Source organism: uncultured Ferrimonas sp. (assembly GCF_947489035.1).
Classification (GTDB): domain Bacteria; phylum Pseudomonadota; class Gammaproteobacteria; order Enterobacterales; family Shewanellaceae; genus Ferrimonas.
The window spans coordinates 73,571-90,426 of sequence record NZ_CANLCI010000012.1; the positions used below are offsets into that span (position 1 = coordinate 73,571).

The following is a 16,856-nucleotide window of genomic DNA, read 5'->3' on the forward strand; positions in this document are numbered from 1 at the left end:
TGCAGATATTCAACAGACCGACCTAAAGCCCTCATTCCTGCCGCGCAAACGCCCCTAAATTCGGTATACTCGTGCTCATTTCCCGCCATTTGGCGGTTTCAAGCCGTCCAGTTGGAAGCGCATGACTATTAAAACCGATGAACTTCGTACAACGCTGTTGTCGAAGGTAATTTCCCCGGCTGAACTGGCCGACGAATTTCCGCTTAGCCAAGCGGGCGCTGACAATTTGGTCAATGCCCGTCGTGGGGTTGAAGCGATTTTAAGTGGCGAAGACGATCGACTGATGGTGATCATCGGCCCTTGCTCAATCCACGATACCGATGCTGCCATCGCTTACGCGAAAAAACTGGCTGGGATCCATCACGAGCTCAAAGATGATTTGCTGATTGTGATGCGCGTGTACTTTGAAAAGCCCCGCACCATTGTTGGCTGGAAAGGCCTGATCTCCGATCCGGATCTGGACGGCAGCTTCAGCGCCAATAAAGGTTTGCGCCTTGCCCGTAAGTTGCTGGTGGACATTACCGAAATGGATCTGCCCATCGCCACCGAGTTCCTCGACATGGTGAATGGCCAGTACATTGCTGATCTGATCACTTGGGGCGCCATTGGCGCACGCACTACCGAAAGCCAAATCCACCGTGAAATGGCGTCAGCGCTGTCGTGCCCTGTGGGCTTTAAAAATGGCACCGACGGCAACATGCGTATTGCCATTGATGCAGTGCGTGCCTCTCGCGAACCACACATCTTCTACTCGCCAGATAAAGATGGGCAGATGAGTGTTTACCGTACCCACGGTAACCCCTTTGGCCATGTGATCCTGCGCGGCGGTAAAGAGCCAAACTACCAAGCCGAGTTTGTTATCGATGCGGCCGAGCGCCTTGGCAGCAGCGGCGTGATCCCAAAAGTGGTGGTGGATTTCTCCCACGGTAACAGCCTGAAGCAGCATCAGCGCCAATTGCTGGTGGCACAAGACATCATCAACCAGATGCAGCAGCCCCATGGCAGCCACATAGGCGGGGTGATGGCAGAAAGCTTCTTGGTGGCTGGCCAGCAAAAAGTCGAGCCAGGCAAAGCCCTGACGTTTGGCCAAAGCATCACCGACGGTTGCATCAATTGGGCTGACTCGGAACAGCTGCTGCGCGATTTGGCTGCTGCGGTTCGTGCACGCCGAACTGTTTCATAAACATAACGTTTCTTCACCCCGACTAATCGTTGGGGTGACTTTTGTCCAATTTTAGTTTCTGATAGAGGGCATTAACCCGCCTTTATTAAAGACCGAACCATGGACGACTCGACTCTTAATATCGTCATTGCCGACGATCACCCTCTGTTTCGCAGTGCACTGAAACAAGCACTCAGTAGCCAGATGGGCGCCCACTGGCTTGAAGCCGACAGCGCCGACTCCCTTGATCAACTGCTAGCCCAACAAAGCGTTGATCTGGTGCTGCTGGATTTGGAAATGCCCGGCAGCCGTGGTTATTCCACCCTAATTCACCTGCGCAGCCACTACCCTGCCGTCCCGGTGGTGGTGATCTCCGCCCACGAAGACAACACGACCATCAGCAAAACCTTACATTACGATGGGCAGGGCTTTATCCCTAAATCGGCCGCGCCCAGTGAATTTGCCGCCGCCATCAATCTGGTCTTAGCCGGTGAAACCTACATTCCAGCCCATCTGTCAGAAGCCGATCTCACCATTGAAGAAGACGACATCGGCAGCCGTGTGGCGGAGTTAACGCCGCAGCAGTACAAGGTGCTGCAAATGTTTGCAGAAGGGCTGCTGAACAAGCAGATCGCTTACGACTTAGACGTTTCTGAAGCCACCATTAAAGCCCACGCCACCGCCATCTTCCGTAAATTGGGGGTACGCAATCGCACCCAAGCGGTGATTGCCCTGCAAGGCTTAGAGATGGAAAGAAAAGCGCTGTAAGCGCCGCAACCGCCCCCAGCGATAGACACGACAACGCCGCGACGATCGTCGCGGCGTTGTGGTTTTGGCATTGTGTGGGTGTTCACTGTTTTTATGAATCGTTAGTCATAAACCTCAGCCACAACTCAGTTAGGCTGCCTTCCCGCTTTAGCTTGCCAGTAACACGCTTAGGGGCACCGCATAACACTTAGCCAAGCGTCGTACGGTCTGATAACTCAAGCTGCCCTCTTGCTGCGCCTGCTGAGTGATATCGGCACACCACAGTGCTTCCAGCGGTTGAAACACCAAAGAGGAATTACGGTTAAGCTGGCGCTGATGCAACGCTTCAATTAGGCGAGTATTAACATCAAACATCTGGGTCGGTTCACATTGGCTCATCGGTTCTTTCCCTTGATTGTTATTATCGAGGAGGTAAACGCAACCAAGTTGAAAAGTGGCTAATTTTATTCACATTTACTGATTCAACAAATTGAGTTGACCACTACAAAGCCACCCTTAACCGTGAAGCCCAGACACAACAAAGGAGGCCGAAGCCTCCTTGTTTTCTTACCGTAACATTACTCAGCCATTAAGGCATCCGCATTAACGGCTCTTCTCATACGGGGTGCCTACGGCTTTCGGCCCTACGGCTTTGCCAATAAAGCCCGCCAGCAACAACACCGTTAACACGTACGGCAGCACTTCGATCGCCTGTACTGGCACTTCGCCGATAAGAGGCAGTTCTACCCCTTGCAGGCGTACTGCCAACGCATCCAGCAAACCAAACAGTAAACAACCCAACATCACAGTGAGCGGACGCCATTTACCGAAGATCAACGCCGCCAGGGCGATAAAGCCCTTACCGGCGCTCATGTTCGGTACAAAACCCGCCGCATGGGCCGTTGATAAGTAAGCCCCGGCGATCCCCGCCAACATGCCCGCAATGATCAAGGCACGGTAACGCAGCCAAGTCACCGAGATACCGGCGGTGTCCACCGAATGCGGGTTTTCCCCCACCGCCCGCAAACGTAAGCCAAAACGGGTACGTTGCAAAACCCACCAAGACAGCGGCACTAACGCAAAGGCGGTGTACACCAGCAAGTTATGGCCCGACAGCAAGGTGGAGTAGATGCTGCCCAGCAGCGGCACATCCGCTAACGCATCCGCAAACGGTAAGGTGATGCCGGTAAAGCGCTGTTCGCCCACCAACGACGGCGTTTGCCCGCCCATCTCAAACCAGTAGCGCCCAAGGGCCACGGTTAAACCGGCGGCCAGCATATTGATGGCCGTACCAGAGACAATCTGATCGCCTTTATGGGTGATGGAAGCAAAACCGTGGATCATTGAGGTGATCACCCCAACCACCATGCCTGCCAGCAAGCCCATCCAAACGCTGTCACACCAGTACGCGGTGGCGGCAGCGGCAAAGGCCGATGCCAATAGCTTTCCTTCCAAGGCGATGTTAACCACCCCAGAACGCTCTGAAAACAGCCCCGCTAACGCCAGCAGCAGTAATGGGGTGGAGATCCGTAAGGTGGAGTCCAGCAACAAAATAATGGTATCAAACATGCTTTATGCCTCCTTCACTGCGGACGCTTGCTCGTTACGAGCACTGCGTTCTTTGATGGCGTGGTAAATTTTCGATACGGGATTCACCAGCATCAGCGACAACGCCCCAGAGAACAACACCACCAGTGATTGCACTACCACCACCATTTCTCGCTCAATGTTGTCGTATTCAAACGCCAGTTCGTTGCCGCCTTGAAACAACACCCCGAACAGGATTGAAGCAAACAGAATGCCGATAGGATGACCGCGGCCAATCAAGGCCACCGCAATGCCGGTAAAGCCGTAACCTGCCACAAAGTCCAATCGCAGTTGGTGGCTGTAGCCAGTGACTTCGTTCATGCCCAGTAAGCCCGCCATGCCACCGGAGATCAGCATCACAATCACCGTCAATCGTTTCGGATTAATGCCGCCATAGTTGGTTGCGCTTGGGCTGGCGCCCAAGGCACGAATGGCAAAGCCCCAGCGGGTGCGCCACAACAGCGCCCATACAAATACCAGTGCCAACAACGCCAAAATAAAGGAGAAATTCAACGGGCTGGCGTCAAAGCTAATGCCGATGCTGGCCAACATTTCATGGATAAATGGCAGGTGGGCGCTGTCACCAAGCATGCGCGACACCGTGGACATCTGCCCTTCTTCTTTCAGCACGTTAACCATCAAGTACACCATCAACGACGAGGCAATGAAGTTAAACATGATGGTGGTGATCACCACGTGGCTGCCACGATATGCCTGCAAGTAGGCTGGGATCAGCGCCCATAAGGCCCCAAACAACACCCCGCCTAACATCGACAGGGGCAACAGCACGTAAAACGGCATGGTGGCGTCGAGCGCCAAACAGACCAAACCGGTGCCTAAGCCGCCAATGTAAGCCTGACCTTCGCCGCCAATGTTAAACAGACCCGCGGAAAAGGCGATCGCAACGGCTAAGCCGGTAAAGATGAAGTTTGTGGCGTAGTAGAGGGTGTAGCCGATCCCTTCTTGGTAGCCAAAGGCCCCTTCAATGATCAACTTAGCCGCTTCGACCGGATCCACATCAACGGCAACAAACACCACCGCGGTTACCGCAAACGCCAACACAATGTTCAACAGCGGCAACAGCAGCACGTTGATCCAAGTAGGAAGATTATTATTGTTCACAGGGACTCTCCTGCGTGTTGTTGTAATTCATCTGGGATCACGTTGGCCATCATCATGCCGAGGATCCGTTCGTTGGCCTGATCTGCTGGTACTTCACCAACGATGTTGCCGTCAAACATCACCACAATCCGATCCGATAACGCCAAGATTTCATCCAGTTCAACCGACACCAACAACACGCCTTTGTTTTGATCGCGCATATCAATAATGCGTTTATGGATATATTCAATGGCACCAATATCAACCCCTCGGGTTGGCTGACCAATCATCAGCACATCGGGATCTTGATCCACTTCGCGGGCAATAATCAGCTTCTGCTGGTTACCACCGGAGAACAGCGAGCTGCGCAACTTAGGGTTGCGTGGGCGCACATCCCATTCCTCCATCAACTCGGCACACTTAGCGGTGATCACCGCCGGCTTGTTGAAGACCGAACCGTTGTATTGCGCTTGTTCGTGAAAACCGAGCATGGCCGATTCTTCGGCGCTGAAACTTTTGATCAGCCCCATCGACAAGCGATCTTCCGGCACGTGGCCGACGCCCATTGCGCGTACCGATTTCGGATCCGAAGGCTGCTCTGCGGTAATGGTGTGCTGGCCAATCTGCACCTGACCTTTGCTGGGGGTTAAGATCCCCGCAAACACTTCCATCAGCTCAGACTGACCATTGCCAGACACCCCAGCAATGCCAACCACTTCACCGGCTTTCACTTCAAGGTCGACCGCTTTCAGCATGTCGACGCCGCGGCTGTCGGTGTAGGTCAAGCCCTTGGCTGACATCAACACCTGCTGCGGGGCAGCGGCTTGCTTCTCTACTTTCAGGCGCACCTTACGGCCAACCATCAGTTCGGCTAGGTGTTCCTTGCTGGTTTCGCTGGTTTTCACGTGGCCCACCATCTGCCCTTGGCGCATAACCGACACATTGTCTGTTACCGCCAAAATTTCACGCAGCTTGTGGGTAATTAATAAGATGGTGACCCCTTGCTGACGCAAGGCATCCAAAATTTTAAAGAGGTGATCGGTTTCTTGTGGCGTCAGTACCCCGGTTGGCTCATCAAGGATCAACACCTTGGCACCACGGTACAACGCTTTTAAGATCTCCACCCGTTGTTGCAGCCCCACAGACAGCTCTTCAATGGTGGCGTCCAATGGCACCTTCAACTGATATTCGTCCGCCAGTCGCTGCAGCTCTTTACGCGCTTTGCGTAGGCTGACATTCAACATGGCGCCTTCCTCAGCACCCAATACCACGTTTTCTAACACGGTGAAGTTGTCGACCAACATAAAGTGCTGGTGCACCATGCCGATGCCAGCGGCAATCGCGGCTTTAGAGGTGCTGATGTTACAACGCTGTTCATCCACCAAGATCTCGCCTTGGTCGGCTTCATAAAAGCCGTAGATGATGTTCATCAGAGTTGATTTACCGGCACCGTTTTCACCGATGATGCCGTGGACCGTACCGGCTGGAACTTTCAGATTGATGTCACTGTTGGCATGCACATCACCAAACCGTTTATCGATCCCACGCAGTTCCAACGCCATACGTGGCGTGTTCGAGGCTTGAACCATTGATTTTCTCGCTATGCGGGTAACACTTTGGGGCAAAGCCCCACCAAGCGTGGCTTGGTGAGACTTGAATCGAGCGCTAATTCAGGGCGAATTAGTAGTTACAGGTGCTGTCGGCCATGTAGTCGTGCACCATGATTTCGCCAGCGATGATCTTGTTGGCGATGGCGTTCACTTTGGCTTCCTGATCGGCGCTAACCAGATCACGGTTGTACTTGTCCAGTGCCCAGGTGATGCCGCCGTTGCTCAGCCCATTAGGCTGGATCCCAGCTTTAAAGTTACCCGCTTGGTACTCTTCAAATACTTTGTAAGTGGTGAAACCGACACGCTTAACCATTGAGGTCAGCATAACGCCTGGGTGCAGGTGGTTTTGGTTTGAATCGACACCGATCGCCAGCTTGCCTTCGTCTTTTGCAGCTTGGTAAACGCCGTTACCGGTACCACCAGCGGCGGCAAATACCACATCCGCGTTACGAGAGAACTGCGACTTAGCCAGTTCAGCACCACGCACTGGATCAGCAAAAGCTGAAGGCGTAGAACCGGTCATGTTAGACAGTACGGTTGCGTCTTTGGCAACGTACTTAGCGCCCTGTTCGTAACCACAAGAGAACTTGCGGATCAGTGGGATATCCATACCGCCAACAAAACCAACGGTGTTGGTTTCAGACTTCATGGCCGCTAAAGCGCCCACCAGGAACGACCCTTCGTGCTCAGCGAACACCAACGATTTAACGTTTGGCATATCCACCACAGAATCGATAATCACGAAGTCAGTTTCTGGGAACTTAGGGGCAACTTTGCTCAGTGCGGCAGCGTAGTTAAAACCAACCACCACGATTGGGGAGTAGTTGCGTTTTGCCAACTTCTCCAACCCCTGCTCGCGCTGGGTATCGTTGGATGGCGTGTACTCTTTTACTTTAACGCCTTTGTCTTTCTTAAACGCAGTTACGCCGTTCTCATAAACCGCTTGGTTAAACGATTTATCGTGTTTGCCAGCAGTATCGTAGGCCACAGCTGGTTTGAAGTCTGCTGCCGCGGCAGCAAATGAAGTCAAGGCCAGTGAAACTGCCACAGCAGTTGAAGCGAGCGCTTTTTTCATCATTGATCTCTCGTTGTAGTAATTTTCTTATTTATTTCCCCATTACGGGGAATGGCACGTCCACGGATATAACGTGAACCGACAGTGATCAAGCGGCACTTGTGAGAAGAAAACATCAATGTGACCGAAGTCACACAAACAACTCAATAAAACCAACAAGTGCTGAAAAGTCACTCAGGCGTGTAACATTCTTCAGTGTGCAAAATATCAACAAATGTAGAAAAATTACGAAAATAAAGCAGTCGCAGGCGACAAAGTTTCATATATTTTCAGTCATTTAGAAAAATACGAACAGAACACACTGTTCATGAATCATGCTTGAACCCAGCTTAAATAAAAACGGTCGCGAATTACAACCAATTAACACGACCATAACCGGACGGCAGTTACTTTCGGTCGTCACTGCGACCCGCCCGCAAGGTGCATCAATTAACCGTTGCAGTACACTTTCTCATCGAAACGGCCAGTGCAACGTTCCCAGAGGCTTAAAAGTACGGTATTTTGAGCGCCAAATTCTAACAACAGTGCAACCAAGCTATGACAGGGACGCAAACTCACGCCGGCAACGACCTGCGTGAAGTAAAACAATTGGGATTGTGGGCTTCTATCGCGAGCCTCAGTTATGTTTTTTGGCTGGTCGGCGGCATGGAGCTGATCGAACGTTTTGCCTATTACGGCATCAAAAGCAGCGCCGCGTTGTATGCCAAGGCCCCCGCCTCTGAAGGGGGCTTGGGGATCACCATGGGTGACTTCGGCATCATCTTGATGATCTGGGCATTGCTGCAAACCTTTGTGCCGGTGCTCACTGGTGGGATCTCAGATCGGGTTGGCTATAAAGAAACCATCTTTGCGTCAACCGTGTTAAAGATCGCTGGCTATCTGGTGATGGCATTCTTCCCAAGCTTTTACGGCTTTATGGCTGGTGCCGTATTGCTGGCCATTGGTACCGGTATCTTCAAACCGGGGATCCAGGGCACCTTGGTGTTGGCCACCAAAAAAGAGAACGCCTCCATGGCCTGGGGGATCTTCTATCAAACGGTGAATATTGGCGGTTTCTTAGGGCCGCTGATGGCGGTACACCTGCGCCAGTTGGCGTGGGAAAACGTGTTCTTTGCCTGTGCCGCGATTATCTCACTTAACTTCATTATGCTGCTGGCTTACAAAGAGCCCGGCAAAGAAGAACGCCTAGCCCGCCAAGCTCGAGTGGCCTCCGGCGAAGAGAACCAACAAGCGCTGTGGAAAGACGCACTGGCCGAGCTGAAAAAGCCCATCGTTTTCTGGTACATGATTGTCTTTTCTGGTTTCTGGTTCCTATTTAACGCCCTGTTTGATGTGTTACCGGTTCACATCGCCGAATGGGTCGACACCAGCGTGATCGTGAACGATCTGTTTGGCCCCCAAGGCACCCAAAACGGCTTTGCTCAATTTTGGTTAGGGCTTGATAACTCTGGCACCAAGGTGATGCCAGAGGGGATGCTTAACCTCAATGCCGGCATGATCATGACCAGCTGCTTTTTGATCGCCGCATTAACCGCGAAATTCCGCATCATGCACGCCATGCTCGCCGGTGCCATTGCTTCAATTGTGGCCTTTTTCATCATCGGCTCCTCCAACTTCGCTTGGGCCATCGTGTTCGCCATCGCCCTCTTCAGCTTGGGCGAGATGATGATCAGCCCCAAGAAAAATGAATTCATGGGCAACATTGCGCCGCACGGGAAAAAGGCGATGTACCTCGGCTTTGTGATGCTGCCGCAGGGCATTGGTTGGGGCTTAGAAGGCTACTGGGGGCCACGGCTGTATGAGCTGTACGCCTCGAAAGAGACTTTCTCGCTGCAGATGCTGGCCGAAAAAGGGGTCGATCTTGCCACCATCCCCACCGGCGAAGCCTTTACCCGTTTGGTTGCTTTAACCGGCGACGCACCGCAGCAGCTCACTCAGCAGCTGTATCAGATGCACAATATCGGCTTTGCTTGGTATCTGATTGGCGCCATTGGCAGCTTCTCTGCACTGGGGATCATGTTCTACGGCATGTGGTACCAACGCTTGCAGAGTCAACACTGAGTGGGTGATTCCCGCCTAAGCAGCCACTTACCCCCTAAGCGGCATTGAAAGAGATTAAGCCACTGTTTAAGTGGCTTTTTTTATGCTTAGCGGTTTAAGAGCAAAAGCACTAGCCCATCGCGGCTTTCTCTGGCAGGTTATTGATTAACCAATAACAAAGGACTGTGACATGAATCGAACTGAATATTGGCACCAAATGATCGCCAACCGTAATGTGGCGGCTTTAGACGACTTACTGGCCGAGAACTCGGTGTTTCACTCTCCGGTAGTGCATAAGCCGCAGCAGGGTAAAGCGATGGTACAGCGCTACTTAAGCGCCGCCTTTATGGTGCTGCTGAACGACAGCTTCAAGTACGTACGCGAAGTGCAGTCGGGCAACCACACCATTTTAGAGTTTCAGTTAGAGCTTAACGGCATTCAAGTCAACGGCGTTGATATGATCCAGTGGGACGACGCGGGGAAAATCACCGACTTTAAAGTGATGGTGCGTCCGCTTAAGGGGATGCAACAAGTGCAGCTAGAGATGGCAAAAATGCTTGAACGCTTTGCCGCCCAAACCAGTTAATCCTCGTTTTTTTGCGCGCTTCTGCGCGCATAACGCCACTGCGGTGGCGTTGTTCTCCTCACTATTGGTGAAGCCCGCCTGCCAGTTTTTTACAAAAACCAACTAAATTTAGTGGTATCCCCAGCCATTATTTGTAGGCGATGAACTTCGACTCCAACGCAATCAGCGATCACAGCCACCGACTGCCAATACTGCGCGTGTTGCTCGGGATCTTGTGCCTAACCTACTTGTTCTTCTTTTACGTCAATATCGTTAACCAACGTTACTCTTTGGCATTAGTGGAACTGGCCACCCTGCTCTACTGCATCCTTATGTTGCAGATCAGCCGTTACAGCCGCAATCTAAGCCCGTGGGTGATCCTGCTGATGCTAGGCTTTGGCTTTACTCAGCTGTATGCCCTTGCTACTTCAACAATATCGATGAACGGCCCATTGATGTGGAGCTTTCTGGTGCCGGTATTCACCTATCCACTGCTGGGCAGCCGCACCGCCCTGTTGCTGAGCGCCGTGTACGTGGTGCTGTTTTGCGGCATTGCCACCGAAATGCTACTCACTGGTGCCAGCCACATCTTTTGGCTCGATGTCGCCAGCTTTGCGGTGCTGTATTGCACCATTTGGGCGGTAAAACACATTCACGAACGCCAACGCTCGGGCATGATGCAATCGCTGCGCGCCTCAGCTGAGCATGATCCCATGACCCAGCTGCTGAATCGCAGCCAGCTGAACAATCAAATTGAGCAGCTCACCCTCCAACAACAACCCTTTACGCTGGTGCTGATTGATGTTGATCACTTCAAACAGGTGAACGACCAATATGGCCACCCCGCTGGCGATGCCGTCTTGATCCACATCGCCAACTTGTTACGCAACGGCACGCGCAGCAGCGACTGTCCATTTCGTTTAGGCGGAGAAGAGTTTTGTTTATTGTTGCCCGAAACCGAACTGGCAGGCAGCAGCCACCTGGTGTCGGTACTGCAACAACAGCTGGGCAGCACCCCATGCCAATACGATGGCATTGAGATCCACACCAGTTTCAGCGCCGGCTTAGCCCAGTGGCCAACCGATGGTAAGCAACTGCATGAGTTATACAGCTGCGCCGACAGGCGGTTGTACTTGGCCAAAAACGACGGCCGCAATACCATTAAAGAACAAGGCTAAATCGGCACGACGCCCTTTCTTACGCCAGCTAGCCCAAAAACCTGGCTGCCCTCACCGACCGACGAGATCACCCTTGCCGCTTCAGATCTTGCGTTCTGGGGCACGGCGCACCATGGACGAGATCATCGCTTTCAACGCCGCCGGTTTCACCATCTTTGCCATAAAGCCAAACTGCAGCCCTTCCACTTGCTCGACCAACTCTTTGCGGGTGTCGGCGGTGATCAAGATGCCCGGTAACTCATCGCCGTAGCTGGCCCGAATCGCGATCATCGCATCCAGCCCCGTTAAACCATCATCCAGGTGGTAATCTGCCAGCATCATATCTGGGGCTACCCCCGCAAAGCCAAGCCGCATCTTGGCATCGGCCAAGCTGCTGGCGGTGATCACCTGACACTGCCACCGCTCTAACAAGCTGCTAAGGCCCGCCAAGATGGTTTCTTCGTTATCGATGCACAGCACCACCACACCGGCCAGCGGCGTGGCTCGATTGGCTAAGACCGCCCGAGGTTTGGGGAGGGCCACCACCGTATCGGTGATCGGCACCGTAACCGAAAACATCGAGCCTTGGCCAAGTTGCGATTGCGCCTGCAGTGGATAACGCAGCACATTGGCGATGCGTTCGGCAATGGCCAACCCCAAGCCCAGACCATTGTTGCTGCGCGGCCCATCCACTTGCTTAAATTCCGCAAAAATTAACGCCATGTCGGCCTCGTCGATGCCACAGCCACTGTCCCACACTTGGATTTCAATCTGGCCTTGGCGACGACGGCAGCCCAGCAAAATGGTGCCTCGATCGGTATAACGCAGAGCATTCGTTAAGAAATTTTGCACCACTCGGCGCAAGAGATTGGGATCGGTGTCGACATTGGCGGCCATCAAGCGGTGGCGAAAACGCAATCCGGCGCTGCCCGCCATCGCCTCAAACTCCACCACCAGCGGCTCCAGCACGCTGGCTAAGGTCACGGCGCGGCGATTCACCGCTAAGTTGCCCGCTTCCAGTTTGGAGATATCCAGCAGATCCGACAGCATCTCACCCGCCCCCCGCAATGAACCAGCGATGTTGGCTAACGTCGCTCGCTCGGCCTCACTGCGCGCTTGCTCTTGCAGCAGCGACGCCGTAAACAGCCGCGCCGCATTCAGTGGTTGCATCAAATCGTGCCCAACCGCGGCCAGAAAGCGCGTTTTCGACTGGTTGGCCTGCTCTTCGGCGGCTTTGGCTCGACGCAGCCGTTGGTTCAGCTCGGTCAGTTCTTGGGTGCGTTCAGCCACCCGTTGCTCCAAGGTTTCATTGGCCAAAGTTAACGCCTGCTGCTGCCGCCGAAATTCGGTGATGTCAGAAAAGGTCATCACAAAGCCGCCATCGGGCATGGGGTTGCCCTGCATCTGAATCACTCGACCATCGGCGCGACGACGCTCGGATTTGTGGGCGGAGCCGGCCTTCATAAAACCAACCCGTTTGGCGATATGATCCGCCACCGCGCCCGCGCCACAGCGGCCCAGTTCGGCGTTGTAACGAATGATCTCGGCCACTGGCATGCCAGCGGTTAAGAATTCCGTGGGGTAATCAAATAAGCGTTCGTAAGTGCGGTTCCACGCCACCAGATTCAAATCACTGTCCACCACGCTGATCCCCTCGGCCGCGTGCTCAATCGCCCCGCGCATCTGATCTTGGCTTAACAAGATTTTTGCGCTGGCCTCATCCACCAAGTTAAACACCTGATCAATCGCCAGATCTTGCCCAAGCAAAACGCTGTCCATCACCGTTGATGCCGACGAAGCCCCCAGCACAGAGGCAATCAACCGTTCGCCGGTTTCCACCATGTTCTGCTCAGCGGTTTTATTCCACGTTTCCCTCGCAATGGCGCTGGGAAACAGCTGGGCAAAACTGCGGTATGCCCGCTCAGGGCCCACAAAACGACTGACTAACAGCAACAGATCTTGTTGCGAAATGGTGCCGTGACGGCGCTCTCCGCTGCGGTTATCTCGTTGGCTTTGGGTAAAAATCCGCGCCTGCACTCGATCCGTTACCGAAGGCCGCGCCAAGGTTGATACCGCCAAATAGATAATGGTGTTAACCGCCAGCACCAGCACCAGTTGGCTCATGTCGCTGTGCAGCCCAAACCACAAAAATGGCCATTCGGCCGCTGGCCATACCGGTTTGGCCAACACCAGTGCCCAACCAACAAGCCCCAATAATAAGCCCGCCATTACCCCATGGCGGTGGCCATGACGCCAATACACCGCACCGATTAACGCTGGCGCCAATTGGGCAAAGGCGCCGAATGACAACATGCCAATTCGAGCCAAACTGGGGGCATTACCTACTTGCAGATAAGCCCCATAGGCCGCCAGCAGCGTGAGCACGATGATGATACGGCGACTGTTCAATAACCGAACGGAGAATTGGTTGAAGTTTTTGCCACGAATGTTGCCACTGCGCAGCAAGATTGGGATCAACCATTCGTTAGAGATCATGATGGCGATGGTAACCACGGCAACAATCACCATCGAGCTTGCCGCAGAGATGGCGCCCAACAACGCCACCACCGCCAGCCAATCCATGCCCAGGTGTTGTGGCAAGGTGATCACATAGGTGTCTGGGCTGGCGGCATCGCCAATCAATAAACGCCCAGCAATGGCCAGCGGGATCACGAACAACGAAAACAGCACTAAATAGGCGGGCAGCGTCCAGCGGCTGCGCTCTAAATCGCTGCTGCGCTGGTTTTCCACCACCAGCACATGAAACATTCGCGGTAAGGCCACAAAGGCCGCCATCGCAATCAACGTATCGGGGGCAACATCAAGCAAATCCAGATGCAACGGCGGCAAACTGGCGCTATTTTGCGCTTGCCGCAACAACGCGGCGGGGCCATCAAAGGCGATAAACACCACCACCATGCCCACGGCCACAAAGGCCAATAATTTCACAACGGATTCAAACGCCACCGCCATGATCATGCCGGGGTTATGCTCGGTCGCGTCAAGCTTACGGGTACCAAACAGGATGGCAAACAACGCTAAGGTGATGGCAATGGCCAGCGCCAACAAGCTGTGATCCGTTGGTGAGTCCCCTTGAAACAGGTTGATTGACACCACCATCGCTTTTAACTGCAGTGCCATGTAGGGCATTAAGCCCAGCGTGGCCACCAAGGTAACCACAATCGCCAGCAGTTGTGACTTGCCATAACGCGCGGCGATAAAATCAGCCACCGAGGTGATGCTTTGGGCATTCGCCACCGTAACCACCCGCCGCAGAAAGCCAAAACCGATGGTAAACAGCAGTATTGGCCCTACGTAGATCGGCAAAAATGCCCACGGGCTGCTGGCTGCTTGCCCCACGGTGCCAAGGAAACTCCAGCTAGAACAATATACTGCCAGCGATAACCCATAAATGGCGGGCAACCAACGGCGCATCCCTTTGCCAGTCCATCGCTCTCCAGCCCATGCCACCAGAAACAGTAAACTGATGTAAGCCAGCGCGATTGTTACAATTCCATATGAACTAACCATCACACATTTCACCTCGAAATCCGGCTTTCAGTGTGCCACCTTACCATTATGGATCAAGCAGTTATGATTCATGTTTGGCCGATAGACCATGGTCTAATGGCTGCACTTTAGTGCGGTTGCGACACTTAAATCGAATCTTTAGTTAGGAGAGGGAAAACCCTAATGAGTACGCAGTCTCTCTATCCGGTCAGCGAAGCACTGGCCGCTAGCAGCAAATTGAACGACGAGCAGTATCGTAAAATGTATCAGGAATCGATTGTTAATCCTGAAGGCTTTTGGCGGGAACATGGCCAGCGGATCAGCTGGTTCAAACCGTTCACCAAGATTAAGAAAGTCTCTTTTGACGATCACAACCTATTCATTAACTGGTTTTCCGACGGCACTCTTAATGCCGCTTACAACTGCGTTGATCGTCATTTAGAGCAGCGCGGCGACAAAACCGCCATCATCTGGGAAGGCGACGACGCCTCAGAGCAGCGCACTCTCAGCTACCGCGAACTGCACGTTGCCGTCTGTCAGTGCGCCAACGCCCTGCGTAGCCAAGGGGTACGTAAAGGGGATGTGGTAACCATCTACATGCCGATGGTGCCGGAAGCCGCCGTGGCCATGTTGGCCTGTGCCCGCATTGGTGCGGTGCACTCGGTGATTTTTGGTGGCTTCTCTCCCGATTCCATCGCTTCGCGCATCGTTGATGGCCAATCCCGTGTGGTGATCACCGCAGATGAGGGCATGCGTGCTGGCCGCGCCATTCCACTGAAGGCCAACATCGATTTAGCGCTGCAGTCGGCGGATGTCACCACCATCGAAAAAGTGATTGTGCTTAATCGCACAGGCGCCCACATCGACTTCGTTGAAGGCCGCGATGTATGGTGGCACGAGCTGATGAACGTGGCTTCAGAGCACTGCCCCGCTGAAGAACACAACGCCGAAGACCCACTGTTTATCCTTTACACCTCCGGCTCGACCGGCAAACCCAAAGGGGTGTTACACAGCACCGGCGGCTACATGGTGTATGCCTCAATGACCCATGAATACGTCTTTGATTACCGAGACGATGAGGTGTATTGGTGTACCGCCGATGTGGGCTGGATCACCGGCCACAGTTACATGGTGTACGGCCCGCTTGCTAACGGTGCCACCGTGCTGATGCACGAAGGGGTACCGAACTGGCCCGATACCGGCCGCATGGGCGAGATGATCGACCGCCATAAGGTCAATATTCTCTACACCGCCCCCACCCTTATCCGCGCTCTCATGGCACAAGGCACCGACAACTACCAAGACTTTGATGGCAGCAGCTTGCGGATCATGGGTTCGGTAGGTGAACCCATTAACCCCGAAGCGTGGCGCTGGTACCACGAGGTGGTGGGCAAAGAGCAGTGCCCGATTGTGGATACGTGGTGGCAAACCGAAACCGGAGGCATCCTGATCAGCCCTCTGCCTGGCGCTACGGATCTCAAGCCAGGTTCGGCCACTCGGCCTTTCTTTGGGGTGCAACCGGCGTTGGTCGATAACATGGGCAACCTGATTGAAGGCGCGGGCGAAGGCAACTTGGTGATTTTAGATTCGTGGCCTGGGCAGATGCGCAGCGTGTACGGCGATCACGAACGCTTTGTCTTAACCTACTTTAAAACCTTCCGAGGCATGTACTTTACCGGCGATGGCGCTCGCCGCGACGAAGACGGTTATTACTGGATCACCGGCCGCGTTGATGATGTGATTAATGTCTCTGGCCACCGTTTGGGCACCGCCGAAATTGAATCGGCGCTGGTGGCACACCCTGATGTGGCCGAAGCTGCGGTGGTGGGTTACCCCCACGACATTAAAGGGCAAGGGATCTACGCCTACGTGACCCTAAACAGCGGTACCGAAGAATCGGAAGAGTTGCGTCAAGCGATACGGCAATGGGTTCGCAATGAGATTGGCGCCTTGGCCTCGCCCGATCTGGTGCAGTGGGCACCGGGGCTGCCAAAAACCCGTTCCGGCAAAATTATGCGCCGCTTCTTACGTAAAATCGCCGCCGATGAAGTGGCCGCCTTAGGGGATTCCAGCACCTTAGCGGATCCGGCGGTACTGGACGGCTTAATTTCCCAACGGATGAACCGCAGCAGCGAATAACCCCGTTTACCGCTCTGGAACGTTGCTTAAGGCCTGCCGATGCAGGCCTTTTTGTTGCCCGCGTGCTCACCAGCGCATAGACGACAAAGTTACCGGAATCATCCATTTAATGAACAAAATGTGCCGCTGCCCATATGGCTGCCAAGCGGAGATCGCTATACTG

Annotated in this window: 12 protein-coding genes; 6 read left to right on the forward strand and 6 right to left on the reverse strand. The window is 53.8% G+C overall.

Features of this window, described 5'->3' with window-relative positions; genetic code table 11:
* The first annotated feature begins 121 nt into the window (after positions 1-121).
* Both Q0796_RS09275 and Q0796_RS09280 read left to right on the forward strand, forming a co-directional pair.
* On the forward strand, positions 122-1,183 hold the full coding sequence (locus Q0796_RS09275) for a 3-deoxy-7-phosphoheptulonate synthase (protein ID WP_298442211.1): 1,062 nt from the start codon (positions 122-124) through the stop codon (positions 1,181-1,183).
* Between the two features lie 99 nt (positions 1,184-1,282).
* Positions 1,283-1,930 carry a response regulator transcription factor gene (locus Q0796_RS09280; protein WP_298442212.1) on the forward strand — a complete coding sequence of 216 codons (648 nt, stop codon included), beginning with the start codon at positions 1,283-1,285 and terminating at the stop codon, positions 1,928-1,930.
* Between the two features lie 147 nt (positions 1,931-2,077).
* Here the strand turns inward: Q0796_RS09280 and Q0796_RS09285 are convergent, their stop codons facing one another.
* From Q0796_RS09285 to Q0796_RS09305, 5 genes are all read right to left on the reverse strand, one after another.
* Positions 2,078-2,308, reverse strand: coding sequence for a hypothetical protein (locus Q0796_RS09285; protein ID WP_298442214.1), 231 nt, complete (start codon positions 2,306-2,308; stop codon positions 2,078-2,080).
* A 204-nt stretch (positions 2,309-2,512) separates the two neighbouring features.
* Positions 2,513-3,478: an ABC transporter permease gene (locus Q0796_RS09290; protein WP_298442216.1), complete on the reverse strand. Its 966-nt coding sequence runs from the start codon at positions 3,476-3,478 to the stop codon at positions 2,513-2,515.
* A 3-nt stretch (positions 3,479-3,481) separates the two neighbouring features.
* Complete coding sequence (locus tag Q0796_RS09295) at positions 3,482-4,618, reverse strand: ABC transporter permease (RefSeq protein WP_298442218.1); 1,137 nt, start codon at positions 4,616-4,618, stop codon at positions 3,482-3,484.
* On the reverse strand, positions 4,615-6,186 hold the full coding sequence (locus Q0796_RS09300; RefSeq protein WP_298442220.1) for an ABC transporter ATP-binding protein: 1,572 nt from the start codon (positions 6,184-6,186) through the stop codon (positions 4,615-4,617). The genes Q0796_RS09295 and Q0796_RS09300 overlap by 4 nt, the downstream gene beginning before the upstream one ends.
* A 91-nt stretch (positions 6,187-6,277) precedes the next feature.
* Complete coding sequence (locus Q0796_RS09305; protein ID WP_298442271.1) at positions 6,278-7,282, reverse strand: BMP family ABC transporter substrate-binding protein; 1,005 nt, start codon at positions 7,280-7,282, stop codon at positions 6,278-6,280.
* A 537-nt stretch (positions 7,283-7,819) separates the two neighbouring features.
* On the opposite strand from Q0796_RS09305, the gene Q0796_RS09310 reads away from it, so the two are divergent.
* The 3 genes from Q0796_RS09310 (at position 7,820) to Q0796_RS09320 (ending at position 11,065) form a co-directional block, all read left to right on the forward strand.
* Complete coding sequence (locus tag Q0796_RS09310; protein WP_298442222.1) at positions 7,820-9,343, forward strand: MFS transporter; 1,524 nt, start codon at positions 7,820-7,822, stop codon at positions 9,341-9,343.
* A 169-nt stretch (positions 9,344-9,512) separates the two neighbouring features.
* Positions 9,513-9,908 carry a nuclear transport factor 2 family protein gene (locus tag Q0796_RS09315; protein WP_298442224.1) on the forward strand — a complete coding sequence of 132 codons (396 nt, stop codon included), beginning with the start codon at positions 9,513-9,515 and terminating at the stop codon, positions 9,906-9,908.
* A 140-nt stretch (positions 9,909-10,048) separates the two neighbouring features.
* Positions 10,049-11,065, forward strand: a complete 1,017-nt coding sequence (locus Q0796_RS09320; protein ID WP_298442226.1) for a GGDEF domain-containing protein — start codon at positions 10,049-10,051, stop codon at positions 11,063-11,065.
* Between the two features lie 81 nt (positions 11,066-11,146).
* Here Q0796_RS09320 and Q0796_RS09325 read toward each other — a convergent pair whose 3' ends face one another.
* On the reverse strand, positions 11,147-14,575 hold the full coding sequence (locus Q0796_RS09325; protein WP_298442227.1) for a PAS domain-containing hybrid sensor histidine kinase/response regulator: 3,429 nt from the start codon (positions 14,573-14,575) through the stop codon (positions 11,147-11,149).
* 162 nt (positions 14,576-14,737) lie between these two features.
* Between Q0796_RS09325 and acs the strand changes: the two genes are divergently transcribed.
* On the forward strand, positions 14,738-16,693 hold the full coding sequence (acs, locus tag Q0796_RS09330) for an acetate--CoA ligase (RefSeq protein WP_298442229.1): 1,956 nt from the start codon (positions 14,738-14,740) through the stop codon (positions 16,691-16,693).
* The last annotated feature ends 163 nt before the right edge of the window (positions 16,694-16,856 follow it).

Bases quoted from the DNA above. Each gene is read 5' to 3' on its own strand.
- acs (WP_298442229.1), top strand. From the start codon at position 14,738: ATGAGTACGCAGTCTCTCTATCCGGTCAGCGAAGCACTGGCCGCTAGC.
- Q0796_RS09290 (WP_298442216.1), bottom strand. From the start codon at position 3,478: ATGTTTGATACCATTATTTTGTTGCTGGACTCCACCTTACGGATCTCC.
- Q0796_RS09320 (WP_298442226.1), top strand. From the start codon at position 10,049: ATGAACTTCGACTCCAACGCAATCAGCGATCACAGCCACCGACTGCCA.
- Q0796_RS09305 (WP_298442271.1), bottom strand. From the start codon at position 7,282: ATGAAAAAAGCGCTCGCTTCAACTGCTGTGGCAGTTTCACTGGCCTTG.
- Q0796_RS09310 (WP_298442222.1), top strand. From the start codon at position 7,820: ATGACAGGGACGCAAACTCACGCCGGCAACGACCTGCGTGAAGTAAAA.
- Q0796_RS09280 (WP_298442212.1), top strand. From the start codon at position 1,283: ATGGACGACTCGACTCTTAATATCGTCATTGCCGACGATCACCCTCTG.
- Q0796_RS09315 (WP_298442224.1), top strand. From the start codon at position 9,513: ATGAATCGAACTGAATATTGGCACCAAATGATCGCCAACCGTAATGTG.
- Q0796_RS09285 (WP_298442214.1), bottom strand. From the start codon at position 2,308: ATGAGCCAATGTGAACCGACCCAGATGTTTGATGTTAATACTCGCCTA.
- Q0796_RS09275 (WP_298442211.1), top strand. From the start codon at position 122: ATGACTATTAAAACCGATGAACTTCGTACAACGCTGTTGTCGAAGGTA.
- Q0796_RS09325 (WP_298442227.1), bottom strand. From the start codon at position 14,575: ATGGTTAGTTCATATGGAATTGTAACAATCGCGCTGGCTTACATCAGT.
- Q0796_RS09300 (WP_298442220.1), bottom strand. From the start codon at position 6,186: ATGGTTCAAGCCTCGAACACGCCACGTATGGCGTTGGAACTGCGTGGG.